Here is an 18,424-nt window from a genome sequence, read left to right as displayed (position 1 = left end):
AGCGCCGACCCGGCGCGACTGGCCGCGCCGGCGGACGACGCCGTCCTCCGGAGTGGGCAGACCCGTACCCCGCCGCGCGAAACCGTGACGGCCGCAGCGTGTTCGGACCAGACCACCGGCGGCATGCGGGGATCGAGGATCGACGGCGGTGGTGGGCGCGTGTTCCGTGGTATCGGCGGCGGTCGGCGTGGTCGTGTGGCGGATCACCGTGGCGCCTCCAAGGAGTCGAGCAGGCAGGCGCGGCGCAGGTGGGCGCGGGCGGTGATGGGATCGGCCGCCAGTTCACGCAGGTGCGCGCGGTAGGTCTCGTCCTCGCCGCGCAGCCGCCGCCAGTTGTCGTGGCTGGCGCGTTGTACGTGCTCGACGGCGACCGTGCGCCGCCGGGCGGCCACCGTGTCCAGTTGGGATTCGGTGCCGCCGTCGAGCACATCGGCGAGTGCGGTGGCGAGTTGGACGGCGTCGTGGATGCCGCTGTTCATACCCATGCCACCGAGCGGATTGTTCACATGCGCCGCGTCTCCCATGAGCAGCACCCGGCCGCTGCGGAACGACGGGGCGACGCGCTGGTGTACCCGGTACAGCGAGGCGTGCCGGATGCGCCACGGGCGGCCCAGATCCGCGACGGCCGCCAAACGCTGTGGCAGTCGGGACCATTCGAGGTCGTCATCGGTATCGGCGGGGGTGGGCAGCAGCACCCGCCAGTGCTCGGGAGTGCGCAGTAGCACCAGCCATTCGTCCGGGTCGAAGACGTAGTTGATCGGTGCGAGATCGGGCAGCGCCGCCGCGAGATCCTCGTCGACCGACGCGACCAGGAACCGTTCCGGATAGGTGCTGCCGTCGAAACCGGCCCCGATACCGTGGCGGACCGCCGAATGCGCGCCGTCCGCGCCGATTACCCAGTCGGCGCGCACCGGCCCGCGCGAGGTGTGCAGTACGGCCCCGTCGTCGCTGGCGTACAGGCCGCGCACCTCGTGGCCGAAACGCACGTCGGCGTGCGCGGGCAACGCACCGCGCAGGATGGGCGTGAGTTTGCTCTGCTCGCACTGCACCCGGAACGGGTAGTCGGTGTCGTCGGCGAGCACCCCCAGGTCGAGGGTGGCGATCGGGCCGCCCCCACGCTCCCGGTACTGGAAGGTGGCCGCGATGATGCCTTGGGCCAGCAGCGGTTTCAGCACCCCCAGATCCGCGAGCATCGCCAGGGTGGGCGGATGGAAGGTGGAGGCACGTGATTCGGCGGCCAGGCCGTCGCCCTGTTCGAGCACGGTGACCGCGACGCCACGGCGGGCGAGGGTGAGCGCGGCGGTCAAGCCGACCGGGCCCGCCCCCACCACCACGACGGCGGTCACGACGTGTGGAGAGCGAAGCGGCCCTCGACGCCGACCACCCGGGCTCCGGTGAAGAAACGCAGGGTTTCGGTGGTGCCCTCCTCGCCCAGCCCGGACAGCCCCCAGGCCGGGCGCGGTGTCATGAGGTGCAGGCTCATGATCGACGAGCCGTTGACCTTGACCTCACCGGCGCGTATCCGGTGCGCCACGCTGACGGCCAGCTCCTCGTCGCTGCCGCACACATAGCCCTCCAGTCCGTAGGGGACGGCATTGGCCAGCCGCACCGCTTCCTCGACGGAGTCGTAGGTGACGGTTCCGGCGACCGGTCCGAACACCTCGTCGGTGAGATCGTCGGCGAGCAGCGTGGGCTCCACATAGTTGCCGCCGCCGGGCAGCGTGCCGTAGGCGTGGAACCGGCGTCCGGTCAGCGCCGCCCGCACTCGGTGGGCATGGCGGGAATGGACGAGCGGACCGAATTCCGTCTCAGGATCCAGTGGTGGCCCGATGCGCAAGGCCGCCAAGCGTTTTCCGGTGGCGTCCAGGATCTCGGCCGCACGGTCGGCAGGCAGGATCAACCGGCCCAGCGCCCGGCACCACTGACCGTTGAGGGTGGTGAGCAGTTCGGCCGCCATGCGCGCGGCGGTGTCGAGATCGGCGTCGGGCAGCACCACGAGGGGATTGTTGCCGCCCAGTTCGAGCTGGCACGGTCGCAGCAGGGGAGCCGACACCGTGGCGATGGAGCGGCCCCCGGGCAGCCCGCCGGTGAAGGAGACGGCCTTGACGCGCGGGTCCGCGACCAGTTGCGCACCGGTCGCCGGACCGCCCTGCACCAGCTGGAACATCCCGGCGGGCACATGGTCGGAGATCACCTCGGCCAGTGGAATCGTGCTGTAGGGCGCGAATTCGCTGACCTTCAGAATGACCGGGCACCCCGCCGCCAGGGCGTTGGCCACCTTGTGCGCGGCCATCGGGGCGGGTGCGTTCCACGGCACCAGGCACAGTGCCGGACCCAGCGGCAGCCGCCGCACCCGCACCCCCGCCACGTCGGCTCGCAGCACACCCGCTCGAAGCTGTTCGGCGGCGAGACGGAACGCGCCCGACACGATCATGCCCAGGGGTTCGGTCTGCCGGATCGGCACGCCGGTGGCGCGGGCGTCGAGTTCGGTGATGCGGGGCAGCAGCGGCTCCAGGCCGTCGGCGACGGCGTCGAGCAGGTCCGGGGTGATGGCTCCGGACACGTTGTCCGCCACCGTGAGTGCGCGATCGACACGCTCCGGGGCGGTGGCGACGGCCCGGGCCACCGGGGCTCCGGTGGCCGGATCCTCCAGTGCCAGACCGAGATCCACGCTCGGCGTGCCCCACTCGCCGTCGATCAGATCGAGGATCTCGGGCAGCGCCGCGCTCATCGCGCCGCCTCGGGCGCGGTGGTGAACAGCTCGTTGGCCTCGGCGTCGGTGACGATGCGCGCCACCTCGAGCATGCCCCGCTCGGCCGGGAACGTCATGACCAGTCCCATGGCGAGATCGCGCAGCGCGCGCCCGGCCGGACCGCCCATGGACGCCGCCGAGGTGCCGCCCGCCTTGAGCGCTCCGAGGGCCACCTGGAAGCAGGCTTCGGTGACCGCGCCCTTGCCGAGCCGCCACTGGGTGAACACCTCCGACTTCGGTGTGATCGGCGGCTCCGCGGTCTCGATGCTCAGCTGATAGCGCAGCCACAGGTAGGCGGTGCGCAACTGGCGGGTCATCTCCCCGATCAGTACCTGGTGCACGGGCGAGGAGGCGATGGGCTCCCCGGTGTCGGCGAAGGTCTTGCGTGTGGTCGCGGTCAGGGTCTCGTCGTAGGCGCGCTGCGCGCAGCCGGTGTACACCGCCGCGATGGCGAGTTGATTGCCGACGAAACTGCCTCTGCTCATGGTGAGCATCTTGGTGAACGCGCCCGGAACCGCAAGGGCCTCGTCCTCGGGGATGAACACCTCGTCGAGCCGGATGCCGTTGTTGGCGGTGGCCCGCATACCGAGTCCGTCCCAGGGGGCGCGCATGCTCACCCCGGGTGCGTCGCGCGGTACGAAGAAGGTCGCCAACCCCTCGGCGGTCTCGTAGCCCTCCAGCTTGGCCGAGGTCAGGTAGTAGTCGGCCACCCCGGTCGCGCAGCCGAAGGACTTCTCGCCCTGGAGCATCCAACCGCCCTCCACCTTGCGCGCGGTGGTGGCGATGGTGATGTTGGCCTTGGCGGTCTTCACCGACTCGGAGGCGAAGTTGGCCAGCCACACGCCGTCGGCCATGCGGGTCAGCACCTTCTCGGCGAAGGCGCGCACCACCGGGATCTCCTCGGCGGCGAAGAGTCCGGCGTCGATCGCCTCCAGCGGCAGCAGCCCGCGCGAGGCGCTGGTGTTGTGGAAGAAGTACGCCAGCGCCGTGGACGGGCAGGCCGTGCCCATGGCGAAGGTAGCGGCGGCCAGATCGCGCAGGGTGCCGCCGAGGCCGCCGAACTTCTCCGGCACCACCAGGCCGAGCAGTCCGGCGTCGCGCAGCAGTCCGATATGCGAGGCCGGGAAGGTGGCGGTGCGATCGGCCTCCTCGGCGGCCGCCCGCAGGGCGGGCAGCACGGCGTCGACGCGTTCGGCGCGCTGCCGTTCCGCATCGGTCATATCTTCGACGAGCCGTTGGCCGGTCGGTCGTTCGGCGGTCATCGGGCAATCCCCTCGTGGTAGGTGCGGTCGTGGTAGATCAGCGGGGGTGCGGGCCGGGGCCGGGCCGCGTCCTGGACCAGGCCGAGGACGATGGTGTGGTCCCCGGCCGGGTGGCAGGCGGCGACCGCGCAGTCGAGCCAGGCCACCGCGTCGGTGAGGATCGCCGCTCCGCTGGGTGCGGTATCCCAGTCGCCGAGTGCGAAGCGGGCGGCGGGATCGTCGCTCGCGGTGGCGAAGCGCCGCCCGATCTCCTCGTGATCGTGGCCGAGCACATTGATCGCGAACACCCCGCTGCGGCGGATGAGTCGGCAGGTGGTGCTGGCCGTGGTCAGACTGATGGAGACCAATGGCGGATCCAGGGCCACACTGGTGAAGGAACTGGCCGTCATGCCGTGCCGCCCGCCGTCGTCGCGGATGGTCGTCACCACGACGACGCCGGTGGCCCACTGTGCCAGTACCGCACGGAGATTCGTCGAACTCACAGGGTTTCCGTTTCGGTAGTGGAAACATTGTTACGCACAAGGTAACGCCCTGGATGAGTGCGGTGCAAGCGGTGCGACGAAAATGGCCAGTTCTCGCGGGATTCGGCGGGGTGTTTCCCAATGGGAAATGGTGTGCCCTAAGCTGTAGGCGTGTCGGACACCGAGGCCGAGAATCAAAGTCGTTCCATCGCCGCCGTCGAGCGCGCCATGGATGTATTGCTACTGTTCGGCCGAACCGGACGACCCGATCTGGGGGTCACCGAGATCGCCAACGAACTGGGGCTGACCAAGGCCGCGGTGCACCGCATCCTGACGGCGCTGCGCAATCGCGAACTGATCACCCTGGAGCCCACCACCCGTCGCTACGCGCTCGGCCACGCCGCCATCGCGCTGGGGCGCGCCTATCTCGCGCGCACCGACCTGCGGGTCATGGCGGCACCGGAACTGCGCCGCCTGGCCGCGCAGACCGGGGAGACCGCCACCCTGTCCATTCGGCGGGGTGACACCCGCATGTACGTGGATCAGGTGGTGCCGGATCAGGAACTGCGGATGGAGGTCGCCCTCGGCGTGCCGTATCCGCTGCACGCGGGCAGCTCCTCCAAGGCCATCCTGGCCTTCCTGCGCGAGGAGGAGATCGACGAGTACCTGGACCGCCACGAATTGACCCCTTTCACCGACGCCACCATCACCACCCCGCGCAAGCTGCGCACCGAATTGGCCGAGGTGCGCAAGCGTGGATACGCGATCTCGTTGGGGGAGCGGCAGATCGGCGCGGCCTCGGTCGCGGCCCCGGTGCTCGACCACGACGGCGGCGTGGTGGCCGCGATCAGTGTGTGCGGGCCGCTGTCGCGCTTCGAACCGCGGCTGAAAGAGTACGTGCCGATGTTGCAGAAGGCGGCGGGCGCGGTGTCGGCGCAACTGGGGTACGCGGGCTGACGACGTCGGGGTGGGTTGTTCTGGATGACCGCGCCGTCTCACAGATCCGCGCCGGGCTTGAGTACGCCCAGTGCGGCCGCCGCGAGCACGCTGCCCCAGATCGTCCACACATAGGGCAGGCAGCCGTCCACGCTGCGTCGCAGCGTGCGCTCCACCGGCTCGCTGGAGCCCTCGGACATCAGGGTCGCGAAGGCGGGGCCGAAGGGGCGCAAGGTCATTCGGATGCCCAGCCCCGCCGCGATGGCGAGGCCGTAGAGCAGGATCTTGCCGCCCAGCCAGCGCGGATCGGTGGTGACGCCGAACGGCTCGGCAGCCACCAGCGCGTAGCCACCCGACGCCAGCGCCCCCGCGATGACCGCCACCCTGATGGCCAGATCGGCGCGATGGATGCCCGCGAGGCGTCCGTGCGTGCGATGCGCGATGACGGCCAGTGTCAACCACACCGCGGCGAACAGCCAGACCGCCACGACGAACCACCAGGGGAAGAAGTCGATGCCGAACAGCGACGCCCCGTGCGGTTCGAGGGCCATCAGGGTGACGCCGCTGGGCAGGAACAGCACCAGGCAGATTTTCGGACCCAGATCGAGTCCGCTCATGATGGCCAGTGCGGAGGACCGGGCGGCCGGGGTGAGCCGCGGATCGATCACGAAGCGGCTGGAGTAGTACACGCCCAGATCGCCGCCCAGCCAGAACACGAACAGCACCAGGTGCAGCAGGATCCACCAGCCGTTCGGATGCGCTCCCATACGTTGCCTCTGTTCTCTTGTGCGAAACACGGTTTCGTACTCGGATACCGCCGATAGTGTCACATCGAAACGGTGTTTCCACAAACAAAGTGTTTGCTACCGCCCGGGTTGAATCGGTTGTGCATCGATTTGAGCGTATGCTGGTGGTATGGCTGCCTCCATCGCATTGTTCACCCGCGACCTGCGCATGCGTGACAATCCGGCGCTCGCCGCCGCCCACCACGAGGGGACGGAGGTGGTACCCCTCTTCGTCGTCGACGAGGCCATCCTGTCGAGAACGGCCGCGCCCAACCGGCTGCGATTCCTCCGGGCGGCACTCACCGAACTCGATACCGAACTGCGGTCCCGGGGCGGTCGGCTGATCGTGCGGCACGGCCGCGTGGTCGACGAGGTCGAACGGGTGGCGGCCGAGGTCGGCGCGCGCACCGTGCATATCGCCGAGGATGTGAGCCGCTACAGCCGCGACCGCGAGAATGCCCTGTGGGAGCGACTCTCGGCCGGTGGCCGCCGGTTGCGCACGCACGCGGCGTCGATCACCGCGGTCGATCCCGCCGAGGTGAAACCCGATACCGGTCGCGGCCACTACGCGGTGTTCACGCCCTACTTCCGCCGCTGGCTGGAAACGCCCATGCGGTCACCGCTGCCCGCCCCCGACACGTTGACCGTGCCCGATATCGCCAGCGATCCGATACCCGATCCGGCCGACCTGTGTGACCAGCCGGGTTCGCCGGAACTGCGAGTGGGCGGTGAGATCACCGGCCGTGAGCTGCTGGCGCACTGGTTGTCCGGACCGGTCGAGCGGTACGCGGACGGCAAGGATCTGCTGGCGGTCGAGGGCACCTCGGGTCTGTCGCCCTACCTGCACTTCGGCTGCCTCTCGCCGGCGGAGGTGGTGTATCGCACCGATGCCTCGTCCCCGGGCGGTCACGCCTTCGTGCGACAGGTGGCCTGGCGGGACTTCCATCACCAGGTGCTGGCCGACCGGACCGAGGTCGCGCACGCGGACTACCGGTCCGAGAGCCGGACCTGGCTCGACGACCGCACGGGTCTCGCGGCGTGGCGAGCCGGACGCACCGGCTACCCGGTCGTGGACGCGGCCATGCGTCAGTTGCTCGCCCAGGGGTGGATGCCGGGGCGCGCCCGCCTGATCGTGGCCAGCTTCCTGAGCAAGACGCTGCGCGTGGACTGGCGGCGCGGCGCCGCGCACTTCGAGCGCTGGCTGGTCGACGCCGACCTCGCCAACAACCGGCTGAACTGGCAGTGGGCCGCCGGAACCGGCACCGATACCCGGTCCAGCCGGGTGCTCAACCCGCTGTTGCAGTCCGAACGCTACGACCCCGACGGCGACTACGTGCGTCGCTGGCTGCCCGAGCTCGCGGACCTGCCGGGCGGCGAGGTGCACCGGCCGTGGCGCGCCGGTGTGCCCGCATCGGTGTATCCGGCCCCCATCGTCGAATTCCGCGGCATGTGAGCGACTCTCGTCCGCCGACCGACTGCCAACCGACCGGCGTCGGTCGGGCTGGCTGGTCTCGGTCGAATGCATCGACCGTTCCGCCACCTGCAGCCCCGGCTGCACCACCGCGTCGACGGTGCGGTCCGCCGCCGGATCGTCGGTGGCCGTCACCTCGGCGGCCTCCATACTCCGGCGATTCGGCGGGAACCGGCGGCGCGCAGTTCGGCCACCATCTGATCCTGCGGCGGCCGGTACGCGAGGCGTTGCAGCGTCGCGCTGTCGTAGGCGCGGGCGACCAAGGCTGGTCTCGGTCGACCGGCCGGTCTCAGTCGACAGGCTGGTCTCGGTTGGCAGGGCGGCTGTCCGGATCGATCCCGGACGCCGCCGCGCAGTACCGCCACACGCGTTCGCGGTCGCCCGGCAGTTCCCGGGTGCGGCGCAGGTAGTGCGTGGGCCGGGAGCGCCGGTCGTGCCAGAACAGGCCGGACGGCACATCGGCGGTCGCCAGCCATACGGCGGTGTCGGCACCCTCCGCGGCGGTGCGCAGCAGTGGGCGCACCGCGCGCCGGAAGCCGGGCAGGGCGGCGGTGATGCCCGGGGTGTCCACCCAGCCCGGATGCATGGCATGCACCGAGATACCCTGCGCGGCATAGCGTTCGGCGAGGATCGGGGTCAGTGCGACCTGCACTCGCTTGCTGCGGGCGTACGCCGCCGCGCCCCGGTAGCGACCGGTGCGGTACTCGATATCCACCACCGGCAGCGGCTGCGTGTACATCCCGCCCGAGGACATGAGGATCACCCGGGCCGAATCCGACCGGGCGAGAGTGGGGGCGAGCAGTTCGGTCATCAGCAGCGGGCCGAGCACGTGGGTCGCCAGGGACAGTTCGTGGCCATCGGGACTCTCGGTCCGGCTCGACGGCAGCACCCCCGCATTGTGCACCACGATATCGAGGGGTTCCGCGGCGGCGGCGCGGGCCTCGGCGTAGGCGCGCACCCGCAGCAGATTGGACACGTCGCACTCGTCGACGCGCGGCGCGCTGCCGGGAACCGTGGCCGCGATCGCGGCGGCCGCCCGGCGGCCGCGATCGACATCGCGCACCAGCAGCGTCACCCGTGCCCCGAGCCGGGCCAGGCCGGTGGCGGTGGCCTGGCCGATTCCGGAGTTCGCACCGGTGACCAGTGCGGTCCTGCCGCGTAACGCGTCCGCCGGGATCGGCTGCCACGATCGGCGTCGCAGCCGCAGCCCGAGGCGGGTGTAGCCGATTACGACGGTGCGGTCGAGTAGGTCGTCGAGCCGATCGGCGGGCCGTGCGGGCATAGCGGGGGCGCCTTCCTGGTAGCGATGCGATTTCGGATGATGCATCGTTTTTGCATCGTTTCTACGGTACGCTGTCGGCACCAGCACGTCGACCGAGTCCAGCGACTCGTGCGAAGGAGTGGAGAACGATGAAGGAACATCGACAGCACCGGAGGATGTCGGCGGTACTCGCCACCGCGGCGGCGGCCCTCGCCGTGGGGGCGTTGCTGCCGGCGACCGCGTCCGCGGCGCCCGTGACCCCGGTGCCCCGGCTCGACGTCGAGCGGTACCTGGGTACGTGGCAGCAGCTGGCCGCCATTCCGCAGCCGTTCAACCTCGCCTGCGCCCGCGACACCCGCGCCGACTACAGCCTGATGCCGGACGGCGACATCACCGTCCGCAACCGCTGCACCACCTGGTTCGGCACCACCGACGAGATCGTCGGCAGGGCTCGGGTGAACGACCCGGTGACCAATGCGCAACTGGGCGTCACCTTCTGGAATCAGCCCGACCCGCCCACCAACTACGTGGTGACGGCGATCGATCCGGACTACTCCTGGGCACTGGTCGTGAATCCGGAGCGCACCTCCGGATTCGTGCTCTCGCGCACCCCGGCGCGCAGCGCGGACGAGTGGGCTGCCATCCGGGCCGCCATCGACGCGGCGGGCCTGAACACCTGCCTGTTCCTGACCTCGCCCACCACCGGCGGCGACGAGCGGATCGTGCCGCTGTGCGAGCGTTGACCGGAGCCAACCGCCGGGTGGCGGTGATCGGCAGCGGCGTCTCGGGCCTGACCGCCGCCTGGGTGCTGGCCCGCGATGCCGATGTGGTGTTGTACGAGGCCGACGGCCGGTTGGGCGGGCACGCCCACACGCACCGGGTGGCGGCCCGCCGCGACGGTTCGGGTGACACCCTCGGGGTCGACTCCGGCTTCCTGGTGCACAACGACCGCACCTATCCGACACTGCTGCGGTTGTTCGGCGAATTGGGCGTTCGCACACAGGAATCGGACATGTCGATGTCGGTGCGCTGCGACGGTTGCGGCCTCGAGTACGCGGGCGCGAAGGGACTGCGCGGACTGTTCCCGGAACCGGGCGCCCTGCGGCGCGGCCGGTATCTGGCCATGCTCGGTGAGATCCTGCGCTTCCACCGGCTCGCCCGCGACGAACTCGCCGCCCACGGTGGCGACGAGGAGCGCACGCTCGGGGAATTCCTTGCGGCGGGCCGGTTCTCGCCGTACTTCACCTCCCATTTCATGGTGCCGCTGGTGGCCGCGGTGTGGTCGTGTCCGCCGCAGCGGGCGCTGGAGTATCCGGCGCGCTATCTGCTGACCTTCCTCGACCACCACGGCATGCTCACCGTGTTCGGGTCGCCGACCTGGCGCACCGTCACCGGCGGGTCGGCCACCTATGTGCGGGCCATCGCCGCGCGGATGCACGCGGTGCGGTCCGGGACGCCGGTGCGCGCCGTGCACCGGGGCGCGCGGACGGTCGCGGTGCGCGACGACGCCGACCGGGTGGACTTCTTCGACGCCGCCGTCATCGCCACCCACCCCGATCAGGCGCTGCGGCTGCTGGAATCACCGACGACGGCCGAGGCCGAGATCCTGGGGGCACTGCCGTATTCGGTGAACCACACCATCCTGCACACCGACGAATCGGTGCTGCCGCGCCGTTCCGGCGCGCGGGCCTCCTGGAACTACCGGCTGCCGGATTGCGCGGCCGCCCCCGACCGCGTGCTGGTCAGCTACGACGTCTCCCGATTGCAGCGGCTGACCGAATCCGCCGACCGGCGCTTCCTGGTCACCCTCGGTGACGGTGATCGGGTCGCGCCGGAGACCGTGCTCGCCACCATGACCTACGAACATCCGCAGTACACGCCGAAATCCATGGCCGCGCGCCATCGCCTGCGCGAGATCGGCGATCACACGGTGGCTTTCGCGGGCGCTTACCACGGGTGGGGCTTCCACGAGGACGGCGCGTTGTCGGGACTGCGCGCCGCCGAACGCATCGGCGGCCGGTGGGCGCGGCGCCCGTCCACGGTGGCGGTGGCCGCCGGGGAGCCGTCGTGACCGCGCCCCGGCTGGTGCGGACCGTCATCCGGCACACTCGCACCGAGCCGGTCCGGCACCGGTTCACCTATCGCAGCTACAGCTGGCTGGTCGACCTGGACGAACCGCCGCGGCTGCCGTGGTATCTGCGGCCGTTCGCGCGCCTCGACGACGGTCGCGACGTGCGGGCCATGGTGGAACGCTGTCTCACGGACGCCGGGATCGACGCGGGCGGCGGACGCGTTCTCATGCTCACCAACGCCCGCGTGCTCGGCTACGTCTTCAATCCGCTGACCGTCTACTGGTGCCACGACCGCGCCGGAGCGGTGCGCGCGGTGGTCGCCGAGGTGCACAACACCTACGGCGGCGTGCACCGCTACGTGGTGGAACCCGATGCGCGCGCGGAATCGACCGTGGCCAAACGGTTCCACGTCTCGCCGTTCAATCCGGTGGCCGGACGCTACCGGCTGCGCGCCCCGGTGCCGACCGACCGGCTGCGCCTGGCGATCGTGCTGGACCGACCGGACGGGCGAACCTTCTTCGCCGCCAGCATGTCCGGGCGAGTGCTGCCCGCGGACCCGCGCACCCTGGCGCGCGTACTGCTCGCCCACCCGCTGGAGACCTGGCGGGTGACGGCGCGCATCCGCTGGCAGGGGCTGCGGCTGTGGGCGCGCGGCCTGCCGGTACTGCCGCGACCACAACACATCTCGTAGGAGGCTGTCGTGACCACATCCCACTGCCCCCGGGCGAGCGCTCCGGTCGAGCCGCACGCCACGGATGCGCGCGCGCCCGACGCGAGCGACATTGATGCGCACGCTCTCGACGTGAGCGACGCTGACGCGCGCGCCTTCGACGTGAGCGACGCTGACGCGCACGCCTTCGACGTGAGCGACGCTGACGCGCGCGCCTTCGACGTACGCGATGCCGACACGCACGCCTTCGACGTGAGCGACGCTGACGCGCGCGCCTTCGACGTACGCGATGCCGACACGCACGCTCTCGACGCGAGCGACGCTGATGCGCAGGCGCCCGACGCACACGCCGCCGACACGTACGACGCTGATGCGCACGATGTCGATGTGCGCCACGTCGATGCGCGCGACAGCGCGCCGCACGACGCCGAATCCCGTGACGACCGCTGGGCCGAACCGCACCGGGTGCCGCGCGGCTGGCGGGCCGCCCTGGGGCGGCCGGTGGCGGCCGCACTGTTCCGCAATGCCGTGCGCGGGCTGCCGCTGCGGGTGGAATTCCCCGACGGCCGTGTCCTGGGCAGCGCCGACGATCCGACCGCACCCCGCATGCTGATCCACGACCCCGGCGGTTTCGCGGGGCGGATCGCGGACGGCGGACTCATCGGCTTCGGCGAGTCGTACATGGCCGGGGAGTGGTCCGCACCCGATCTGCCCGGCGTGCTCACCGTCTTGGCCGCGCATATCGACCGGCTGATCCCGCGGTCACTGCAGACCCTGCGGACGCTGTGCCTGCCGCGACTGCCGCGTGGGATGCGTGCCACCGCATCGGGTGCGGCGCGCAACGCGGCACATCACTACGACCTGTCCAACGACTTCTTCGCGCTGTGGTTGGACGAGACCATGACCTATTCGGCGGCGGACTTCGACCGGCTGGACCCACCACCGGTATGGGGCGACCTCGCCGCCGCCCAGCGCCGCAAGATCGACCGACTGCTCGACGGCGCCGGTGTCGGCCCGGGCACCTCGGTACTCGACATCGGCACCGGCTGGGGCGAATTGGCCATCCGGGCGGCGGCGCGCGGGGCCACGGTGCGTTCCATCACGCTCTCCCGGGAACAGCGCCGACTGGCCCGGGAGCGGGTCGCCGCGGCCGGGCTGGCGGACCGGGTCACCATCGACCTGCTCGACTACCGTGCCGTGGACGGCCGGTACGACGCCGTGGTCTCGGTGGAGATGATCGAGGCGGTCGGCTACGACTACCTGCCCGACTACCTGACCACCCTGGAACGAGTGCTGGCCCCCGGCGGCCGGAGCGCCCTCCAGGCCATCACCATGCCGCACGACCGGATGCTGGCCAGCCGACGCACCTACACCTGGGTGCACAAGTACATCTTCCCCGGCGGCTTCCTACCCTCGGAAACGCTGCTGTCCCAGCGGCTTTCGGAGCACACCGGACTGCGGGTGGTGCAGCGGAAGGAGATCGGCCCGCACTACGCGCACACCCTGCGGCTGTGGCGGGAGCGCTTCACCGCCGAGACCGAGCGGGTGGCCGCACAGGGTTTCGACCGCACCTTCCGCCGGATGTGGCGGCTCTACCTGGCCTACTCGGAAGCGGGCTTCCGATCCGGCTACCTGAATGTGGTGCAACTCGTCCTCGAACACCCGGAGGTGACCCGATGAACCCCGCCACCCCGACCCGACTACTCGGCCTCGCGACCGCGGTCTACGGTCTCGCGGTGGCCATCCGGCCCGAGATCATGCTGCATCCGGCCGGATTGGGCACCGACGAGGAACCGGAGTTGCGGCCGCTGGCCCGCCTGATCGCGCTGCGGGACCTGGCCTCCGGGCTGGTCATGGCGGGCGCGACCGATCCGCGGGCGCGGCGGGCCGCCACCGCGATCCGGGTGGCGTCCGACACCGCCGATACCGTGGTGCTGGCCCGGGCGCTGCGCGGACGACCCGAACGGCCGAACACACTGCTGGTGACCTCCGGCTGGGGTCTGCTGTGTGCCGTGAGCGCCGGATACGAGCGGTGGGGTGCGGGTCGGCGCGCGTCGGTCGGGAACGACGCGGTGCGCTGATGCGCGCCGACCCGACGCGGACCGAGCCCGACGAGTCGACCGAGGCTAGCGGTGCGATCGAGCCGATCGAGTCGACCGAGGCTCGTGGTGCGATCGAGCCGATCGAGCCGACCGAGGCTCGCGGTGCGACCGAGCCGGCGGATGAGCCCGTTGTGGCCGAGCCGACCGAGGTGTCTGTCGTGACCGAGTACACGGTCGGTTCGGTGGCGAAACTGCTCGGCCTTCCCGTCGCGACGCTGCGCAGTTGGAATCAGCGCTACGGGCTCGGCCCACAGCGGCACCGGCCCGGCCGGCACCGCCACTACACCACCGAGGACCTCGCCGTGGTGACACGCATGGTGGAACTGGTGCGCGCCGGGGCGAGTCCGGTCAGTGCGGCGCGGGCGGCGAAAACCGTACTGGGTCCCGCACCCCCGCTCGGCGACGTCGAACCGGTCGTAGCCGCCGCCGAACGCATGGACGTCTCCGCACTGCTCTCCCTGGTCACCGCGCACCTGGCGCACCACGGCGTGGTGGCGACGTGGAATCGGCTGTGCCGCCCCGCCTTCGGCGCGATCGTGGATCGGCAGCGCCGCGGCGACGGCTACATCGACGTGGAGCACGTGCTGTCGTGGGCACTGACCACCGGCCTGCACCGCACCGTGCCCGCCCAGACCGACAAGGACCGGGCGCGGCCGATCGTGCTGGCCTGCGCGGCCGAGGAGCATCACGTGCTGCCGCTGGAGGTGTTGCGCGCCGCGTTGGCCGAACGCGGGCGGCCCACCCTCATGCTCGGTGCCGCCGTGCCCGTCGACGCTCTGCTCGACGCGCTCGCCCGCCGGGCCGGTCCGGCCGTCGTGGTGCTCTGGTCGCAGACATCGGATACGGCACGCCCGGAACCGATCCGGATCGCCGACAACCCGGCGATCGATCTGGTGCTGGCCGGACCGGGCTGGGCGGGAAGACGATTCGCGCACGATATCCGCCATGTCGACTCGCTCGAGGCGGCGTTGGCCGCGGTGGAGGAACTCAGCCGAGACGATCGACCGCCGCACTGAGACTGTCCAGCCGGGTGGCGGATGCGGGCAGGATGAGGGTGTCCCATCCGGGGCCGCCGAGGTAGACCGTCGCGTCGGCGTTGTCGCACACCCGGATCGCCGAGGTGAGCGCGGTGGACTCCTGCTGCGACCACAGCAGGACGGTGGCCGGGGACGGCAGCCGCGCCAGGGTGTCGGCCAGGGCGGCGGTCGGCACGTCCGGGCCGAGCATATGCGCGCCCGTGCCGCGTTCGGCCAGGGCGGCGCGTAGCACTTCCAGTGGCAGCGAATGGGTTTCGCCGCTGGTGCAGGCCAGCACCACCGGTCCGGGCGGGGTGTCCGGCGGCGGCGCGGCGCGGTGCAGGGTGGCGATGATGCACCAGGACAACAGATGTTCCACGTCGACGCAGCCCTCCCCGTCGAGCTGGCGCGCCACGATATCGGCGAAGGCGGGGCGACACAGCCGATCCCAGGTGTCGATCACCCCGTAATCGCGCAGGTGGGTGTCCAGCAGCGCGCACACCGCCCGGCTCTCCAACGCGAACGCGGCGGTGAGCAGCGCGGCCTTGTCGCCGAGCGACAGCGCGGGACCGCGGGCGGTGGCGGCCGCTCCGGCCGGGGTCGCACCGGCCCGGATGAGATCCACCATCCGCGTGAGCACCGCGATATCGGCCTCGGTGTACAGGCGGTGCCGACCCGGCCGGTCCTGCTGCGGTCCGATGCCGTAGCGCCGGTTCCAACTGCGCAGGGTGGCGGTGGGGACCCCGATCCGCTCGGCCACCGTGCGCACGGAGTATCCGGCGTGCTCGGAGGTGGGCTTGGGACCGTCTGGCATGTCCTGATTGTGCCTGCCGCGTCCGACCGATCCGATCACACCCGGCGCGAGTGTCCGCACCGCGTGCCCGGCCCGCATCCGGAGATCCCGGGTGCGGGCCTGGTCAGGGCAGCAGGCGCAGTGCCGCGTCCAGGCTGAGGACATCGGCGTACTTCGCGTCCAGATCGTAGAGATTGGCATCGTGCAGGCGCGGGTCGCGGTCGCCGCAGGCATCGGCGACGACCATGGGCCGGAAGCCGTGTTGCAGCGCGTCGGTGGCGGTGGCGCGCACACAGCCGCTGGTGGTGAGACCGGTGATGAGCAGGGTGTCGATACCGGCCGCCGTCAGGTTGGCGGCCAGCGCGGTGCCGTGAAAGGCGCTGGGATACTGCTTGACCACCACGCATTCCCCGGGCAGCGGGGCGGGGTCGTCGAGGAAGTCGGCGAGCGGGTTGCCCTCCTCGAAGACCGCCAGGGTGGGCACCTTGCGGCGGAACAGTCCGCCCTCCGCGGTGCCGGGCCGATAGCTGACCCGGGTGAACAGCACCGGATGGCCGCCCGCGCGGGCCCGGTGCACCACGGCGGCGGCCGCTGTCACCGCGTCCTCCACCGGCGCGCGCAGCGGCGATCCGTCGGTCAGATAGGCGGCGCAGATATCGACCACCAGCACGGCGGGCCGCTGTCCGGACCCGAGGCGCTGCCCGTAGCCGGCGCTGCGCGCGTCCTCGGTGAGATCCTTCACGGGTGCTCCCCTCAGATGACGCCGCTGTCGGCGAGTGCGGCGATGCGGTCGGGGGACAGTTCGAGCACGCCGCCGTACACGTCGGCATTGTGCTCGCCGAGTTCCGGGCCGCAGTGCCGGATGGTGCCGGGGGTGGCGCTGAGTTTGGGCACCACATTGTGCATGGGCAGCTCGCCGAACTCCGGATGCGCGATCCGCACGATGGCCTCGCGCGCCGCGAAGTGCGGATCGGCGAACATATCCCGGGCGGTGTAGATCCGGCCCGCCGGAACGCCCGCGCCGTGCAGTCGCTCCAGCAGTTCGTCGGCGGTGGCGGTGACCGTCCACGCGGCGATGACATCGTCGAGTTCGGCCATCCGCGCGCCCCGGCCGGTATGGGTGGAATACCGCTCGTCGGTCGCCAATTCGGGATGGCCCATGAGTTCGGCCAGTCGCGCGAACACCGTGTCCTGGTTGGCCGCGATGAGGATCATCTCGCCCGCCGCGGTCGGATACACGTTGCTGGGCGCGACATTCGGCAGCACCGAGCCGGTACGCTCGCGCTGATAGCCGGTGACCGCGAATTCGGGCAGCAGGGATTCCATCATGGCCAGCACCGCCTCGTAGATGGCGGAGTCCACCAGCTGACCCTGTCCGGTGCGTTCCCGGTGGTGCAGCGCGGTCAGGGTGCCGATGGTCGCGAAGACGGCGGCCAGCGAATCGCCGAGGGAGATACCGGTGCGCGCGGGCGGATGGTCGGGATCGCCGGTGGTGTAGCGGATGCCGCCCATGGCCTCACCGATGGAGCCGTATCCGGCGCGCGGCGCGTACGGCCCGGTCTGGCCGTATCCGGTGACGCGCACCATGATCAGGCCGGGATTGTCGGCCCGCAGGCGGTTGTAGTCGAGTCCCCAGCGCTCCATGGTGCCGGGGCGGAAGTTCTCGATGACGATATCGGCGCGCGCGATGAGTTCGCGTGCCAGCCGCTGGCCCTCCGCCTGGCGCAGATCGCAGGTGACCGACTTCTTGTTGCGCGCCACCACCGGCCACCACAGCGATTTGCCCTGGGACTGTTCCCGGCCCCACTGGCGCATGGGATCTCCACTGCCGGGCGCTTCGAGTTTGATCACCTCCGCTCCGAAGTCGCCGAGCAACTGTCCGCAGAACGGCCCGGCCAACAACTGGCCCATCTCGATCACGCGCAGATCGGCCAGCGGCCCGGGGGTCGGGTGCGGTGCGGCGGCCATGCGTCGCCTCCATTTCGGTAAAGTGTGCGAGAGTGGTAACACTGTATCCCTGAGAGAAACAGGGCGGCAAGACGAGTGAATGCTGGAGGTTGGGCGTGGAAGTCACCGTGCTGGAGGTCGCCCCGCGCGACGGATTGCAGAACGAGCGCGCGATCGTCGCGACCGCCGACAAGATCCGCCTGATCGAACGATCGGTCGAGGCCGGGCTGCGCCGCATCGAAGCCGTGAGTTTCGTGAATCCGCAACGGGTTCCGCAGATGGCGGACGCGGAGGCGGTGATGGCGGGCGTCCCCCGGGTGCCCGGCGTCTCGTACGCGGGCCTGGTATTCAACGACCGGGGTCTGGACCGCGCCCTGGCGACCGATGTCGACGAGATCAATGTGGTTGTGGTGGCGACGGATACGTTCAGTCGGCGCAATCAGAACTGCACCACCGCCGAGGGGGTGGAGCGCTGGTCGGCGCTGGCCCGGCGCGCCGCGGCACACGGCGTCCGGCGCACCGTCACCATCGCCGCCGCTTTCGGCTGCCCCTTCGAGGGGGAGGTGTCCGCCGCCGCCGTGCTGGATCTGGTGCGCCGGGTCGCCGCCGCCGAACCCGACGAGATCGCCCTGGCCGACACCATCGGCGTCGGCACCCCCGATCGGGTTCGCACACTGGTGGCGGGCACTGCCGCGCTGGCTCCGGGCATCCCCGTCCGTTGCCACTTCCACAACACCCGGAACACCGGCTACGCCAATGCCGTTGCCGCGCTGGAGGCGGGTGCGCGCATCCTGGATGCCAGCACCGGCGGGGTCGGCGGCTGCCCGTTCGCACCCGCCGCCACCGGCAATATCGCCACCGAGGATCTGCTGTACCTGCTGCACCGCATGGATATC

Annotated in this window: 19 protein-coding genes; 9 read left to right on the top strand and 10 right to left on the bottom strand. The window is 70.9% G+C overall.

Features of this window, described 5'->3' with window-relative positions; all coding sequences use genetic code 11:
• From QK444_RS14080 to QK444_RS14060, 5 genes are all read right to left on the bottom strand, one after another.
• On the bottom strand, positions 1-207 hold a 207-nt coding region (locus QK444_RS14080; RefSeq protein WP_282780465.1), incomplete at its 3' end, for a hypothetical protein.
• Positions 204-1,346, bottom strand: a complete 1,143-nt coding sequence (locus tag QK444_RS14075) for an FAD-dependent oxidoreductase (RefSeq protein WP_282780463.1) — start codon at positions 1,344-1,346, stop codon at positions 204-206. The genes QK444_RS14080 and QK444_RS14075, both read right to left, overlap by 4 nt.
• A complete protein-coding gene (locus QK444_RS14070) occupies positions 1,343-2,731 on the bottom strand; it encodes an aldehyde dehydrogenase family protein (RefSeq protein ID WP_282780461.1) in 1,389 nt (462 codons plus the stop codon). The genes QK444_RS14075 and QK444_RS14070 overlap by 4 nt, the downstream gene beginning before the upstream one ends.
• Complete coding sequence (locus QK444_RS14065; protein WP_282780459.1) at positions 2,728-4,014, bottom strand: acyl-CoA dehydrogenase family protein; 1,287 nt, start codon at positions 4,012-4,014, stop codon at positions 2,728-2,730. The genes QK444_RS14070 and QK444_RS14065 overlap by 4 nt, the downstream gene beginning before the upstream one ends.
• Positions 4,011-4,496: a flavin reductase family protein gene (locus tag QK444_RS14060; protein ID WP_282780457.1), complete on the bottom strand. Its 486-nt coding sequence runs from the start codon at positions 4,494-4,496 to the stop codon at positions 4,011-4,013. Before QK444_RS14060 ends, QK444_RS14065 begins: the two co-directional genes overlap by 4 nt.
• A 150-nt stretch (positions 4,497-4,646) precedes the next feature.
• Here QK444_RS14060 and QK444_RS14055 point away from each other — a divergent pair, with 150 nt between their 5' ends.
• On the top strand, positions 4,647-5,432 hold the full coding sequence (locus QK444_RS14055) for an IclR family transcriptional regulator (RefSeq protein WP_282780456.1): 786 nt from the start codon (positions 4,647-4,649) through the stop codon (positions 5,430-5,432).
• Between the two features lie 38 nt (positions 5,433-5,470).
• On the opposite strand, the gene QK444_RS14050 is transcribed toward QK444_RS14055, so the two are convergent.
• Entirely contained in the window at positions 5,471-6,178 is a 708-nt protein-coding gene (locus tag QK444_RS14050; protein WP_282780454.1) for a hypothetical protein, read from the bottom strand.
• Positions 6,179-6,326: 148 nt separating this feature from the next.
• Here QK444_RS14050 and QK444_RS14045 point away from each other — a divergent pair, with 148 nt between their 5' ends.
• Positions 6,327-7,649: a deoxyribodipyrimidine photo-lyase gene (locus QK444_RS14045; RefSeq protein WP_282780452.1), complete on the top strand. Its 1,323-nt coding sequence runs from the start codon at positions 6,327-6,329 to the stop codon at positions 7,647-7,649.
• A 307-nt stretch (positions 7,650-7,956) separates the two neighbouring features.
• Here the strand turns inward: QK444_RS14045 and QK444_RS14040 are convergent, their stop codons facing one another.
• On the bottom strand, positions 7,957-8,949 hold the full coding sequence (locus QK444_RS14040) for an SDR family NAD(P)-dependent oxidoreductase (RefSeq protein ID WP_282780451.1): 993 nt from the start codon (positions 8,947-8,949) through the stop codon (positions 7,957-7,959).
• A 128-nt stretch (positions 8,950-9,077) separates the two neighbouring features.
• On the opposite strand from QK444_RS14040, the gene QK444_RS14035 reads away from it, so the two are divergent.
• From QK444_RS14035 to QK444_RS14010, 6 genes are all read left to right on the top strand, one after another.
• Entirely contained in the window at positions 9,078-9,671 is a 594-nt protein-coding gene (locus tag QK444_RS14035) for a lipocalin family protein (protein ID WP_282780449.1), read from the top strand.
• Positions 9,668-10,999 (top strand): FAD-dependent oxidoreductase, encoded by a 1,332-nt coding sequence (locus QK444_RS14030; protein WP_282780469.1) that lies wholly within the window; start codon positions 9,668-9,670, stop codon positions 10,997-10,999. The genes QK444_RS14035 and QK444_RS14030 overlap by 4 nt, the downstream gene beginning before the upstream one ends.
• Positions 10,996-11,691, top strand: coding sequence for a DUF1365 domain-containing protein (locus QK444_RS14025; protein ID WP_282780447.1), 696 nt, complete (start codon positions 10,996-10,998; stop codon positions 11,689-11,691). Before QK444_RS14030 ends, QK444_RS14025 begins: the two co-directional genes overlap by 4 nt.
• A 444-nt stretch (positions 11,692-12,135) precedes the next feature.
• Positions 12,136-13,350, top strand: a complete 1,215-nt coding sequence (locus tag QK444_RS14020) for a cyclopropane-fatty-acyl-phospholipid synthase family protein (protein WP_282780467.1) — start codon at positions 12,136-12,138, stop codon at positions 13,348-13,350.
• Positions 13,347-13,751, top strand: a complete 405-nt coding sequence (locus tag QK444_RS14015; RefSeq protein WP_282780446.1) for a hypothetical protein — start codon at positions 13,347-13,349, stop codon at positions 13,749-13,751. The genes QK444_RS14020 and QK444_RS14015 overlap by 4 nt, the downstream gene beginning before the upstream one ends.
• A 179-nt stretch (positions 13,752-13,930) precedes the next feature.
• Positions 13,931-14,788 carry a MerR family transcriptional regulator gene (locus QK444_RS14010; protein WP_282780445.1) on the top strand — a complete coding sequence of 286 codons (858 nt, stop codon included), beginning with the start codon at positions 13,931-13,933 and terminating at the stop codon, positions 14,786-14,788.
• On the opposite strand, the gene QK444_RS14005 is transcribed toward QK444_RS14010, so the two are convergent.
• The 3 genes from QK444_RS14005 to QK444_RS13995 form a co-directional block, all read right to left on the bottom strand.
• Positions 14,760-15,602, bottom strand: a complete 843-nt coding sequence (locus QK444_RS14005; RefSeq protein ID WP_282780443.1) for a MerR family transcriptional regulator — start codon at positions 15,600-15,602, stop codon at positions 14,760-14,762. The genes QK444_RS14010 and QK444_RS14005 overlap by 29 nt on opposite strands.
• Before the next feature lie 103 nt (positions 15,603-15,705).
• On the bottom strand, positions 15,706-16,323 hold the full coding sequence (locus QK444_RS14000; protein WP_282780441.1) for an isochorismatase family protein: 618 nt from the start codon (positions 16,321-16,323) through the stop codon (positions 15,706-15,708).
• Between the two features lie 11 nt (positions 16,324-16,334).
• Positions 16,335-17,549 carry a CoA transferase gene (locus QK444_RS13995; protein ID WP_282780439.1) on the bottom strand — a complete coding sequence of 405 codons (1,215 nt, stop codon included), beginning with the start codon at positions 17,547-17,549 and terminating at the stop codon, positions 16,335-16,337.
• Between the two features lie 95 nt (positions 17,550-17,644).
• On the opposite strand from QK444_RS13995, the gene QK444_RS13990 reads away from it, so the two are divergent.
• On the top strand, positions 17,645-18,424 hold a 780-nt coding region (locus QK444_RS13990; protein ID WP_282780437.1), incomplete at its 3' end, for a hydroxymethylglutaryl-CoA lyase.

The sequence above is a fragment of the Nocardia sp. CC201C genome (assembly GCF_030010695.1).
Classification (GTDB): domain Bacteria; phylum Actinomycetota; class Actinomycetes; order Mycobacteriales; family Mycobacteriaceae; genus Nocardia; species Nocardia otitidiscaviarum.
The sequence above is the reverse complement of the archived record's forward strand: the minus strand, read 5'-3'. Positions and strand labels throughout refer to the sequence as shown.

Bases quoted from the DNA above. Each gene is read 5' to 3' on its own strand.
- QK444_RS13995 (WP_282780439.1), bottom strand. From the start codon at position 17,549: ATGGCCGCCGCACCGCACCCGACCCCCGGGCCGCTGGCCGATCTGCGC.
- QK444_RS14040 (WP_282780451.1), bottom strand. From the start codon at position 8,949: ATGCCCGCACGGCCCGCCGATCGGCTCGACGACCTACTCGACCGCACC.
- QK444_RS14015 (WP_282780446.1), top strand. From the start codon at position 13,347: ATGAACCCCGCCACCCCGACCCGACTACTCGGCCTCGCGACCGCGGTC.
- QK444_RS14065 (WP_282780459.1), bottom strand. From the start codon at position 4,014: ATGACCGCCGAACGACCGACCGGCCAACGGCTCGTCGAAGATATGACC.
- QK444_RS14050 (WP_282780454.1), bottom strand. From the start codon at position 6,178: ATGGGAGCGCATCCGAACGGCTGGTGGATCCTGCTGCACCTGGTGCTG.
- QK444_RS14070 (WP_282780461.1), bottom strand. From the start codon at position 2,731: ATGAGCGCGGCGCTGCCCGAGATCCTCGATCTGATCGACGGCGAGTGG.
- QK444_RS14005 (WP_282780443.1), bottom strand. From the start codon at position 15,602: ATGCCAGACGGTCCCAAGCCCACCTCCGAGCACGCCGGATACTCCGTG.
- QK444_RS14035 (WP_282780449.1), top strand. From the start codon at position 9,078: ATGAAGGAACATCGACAGCACCGGAGGATGTCGGCGGTACTCGCCACC.
- QK444_RS14045 (WP_282780452.1), top strand. From the start codon at position 6,327: ATGGCTGCCTCCATCGCATTGTTCACCCGCGACCTGCGCATGCGTGAC.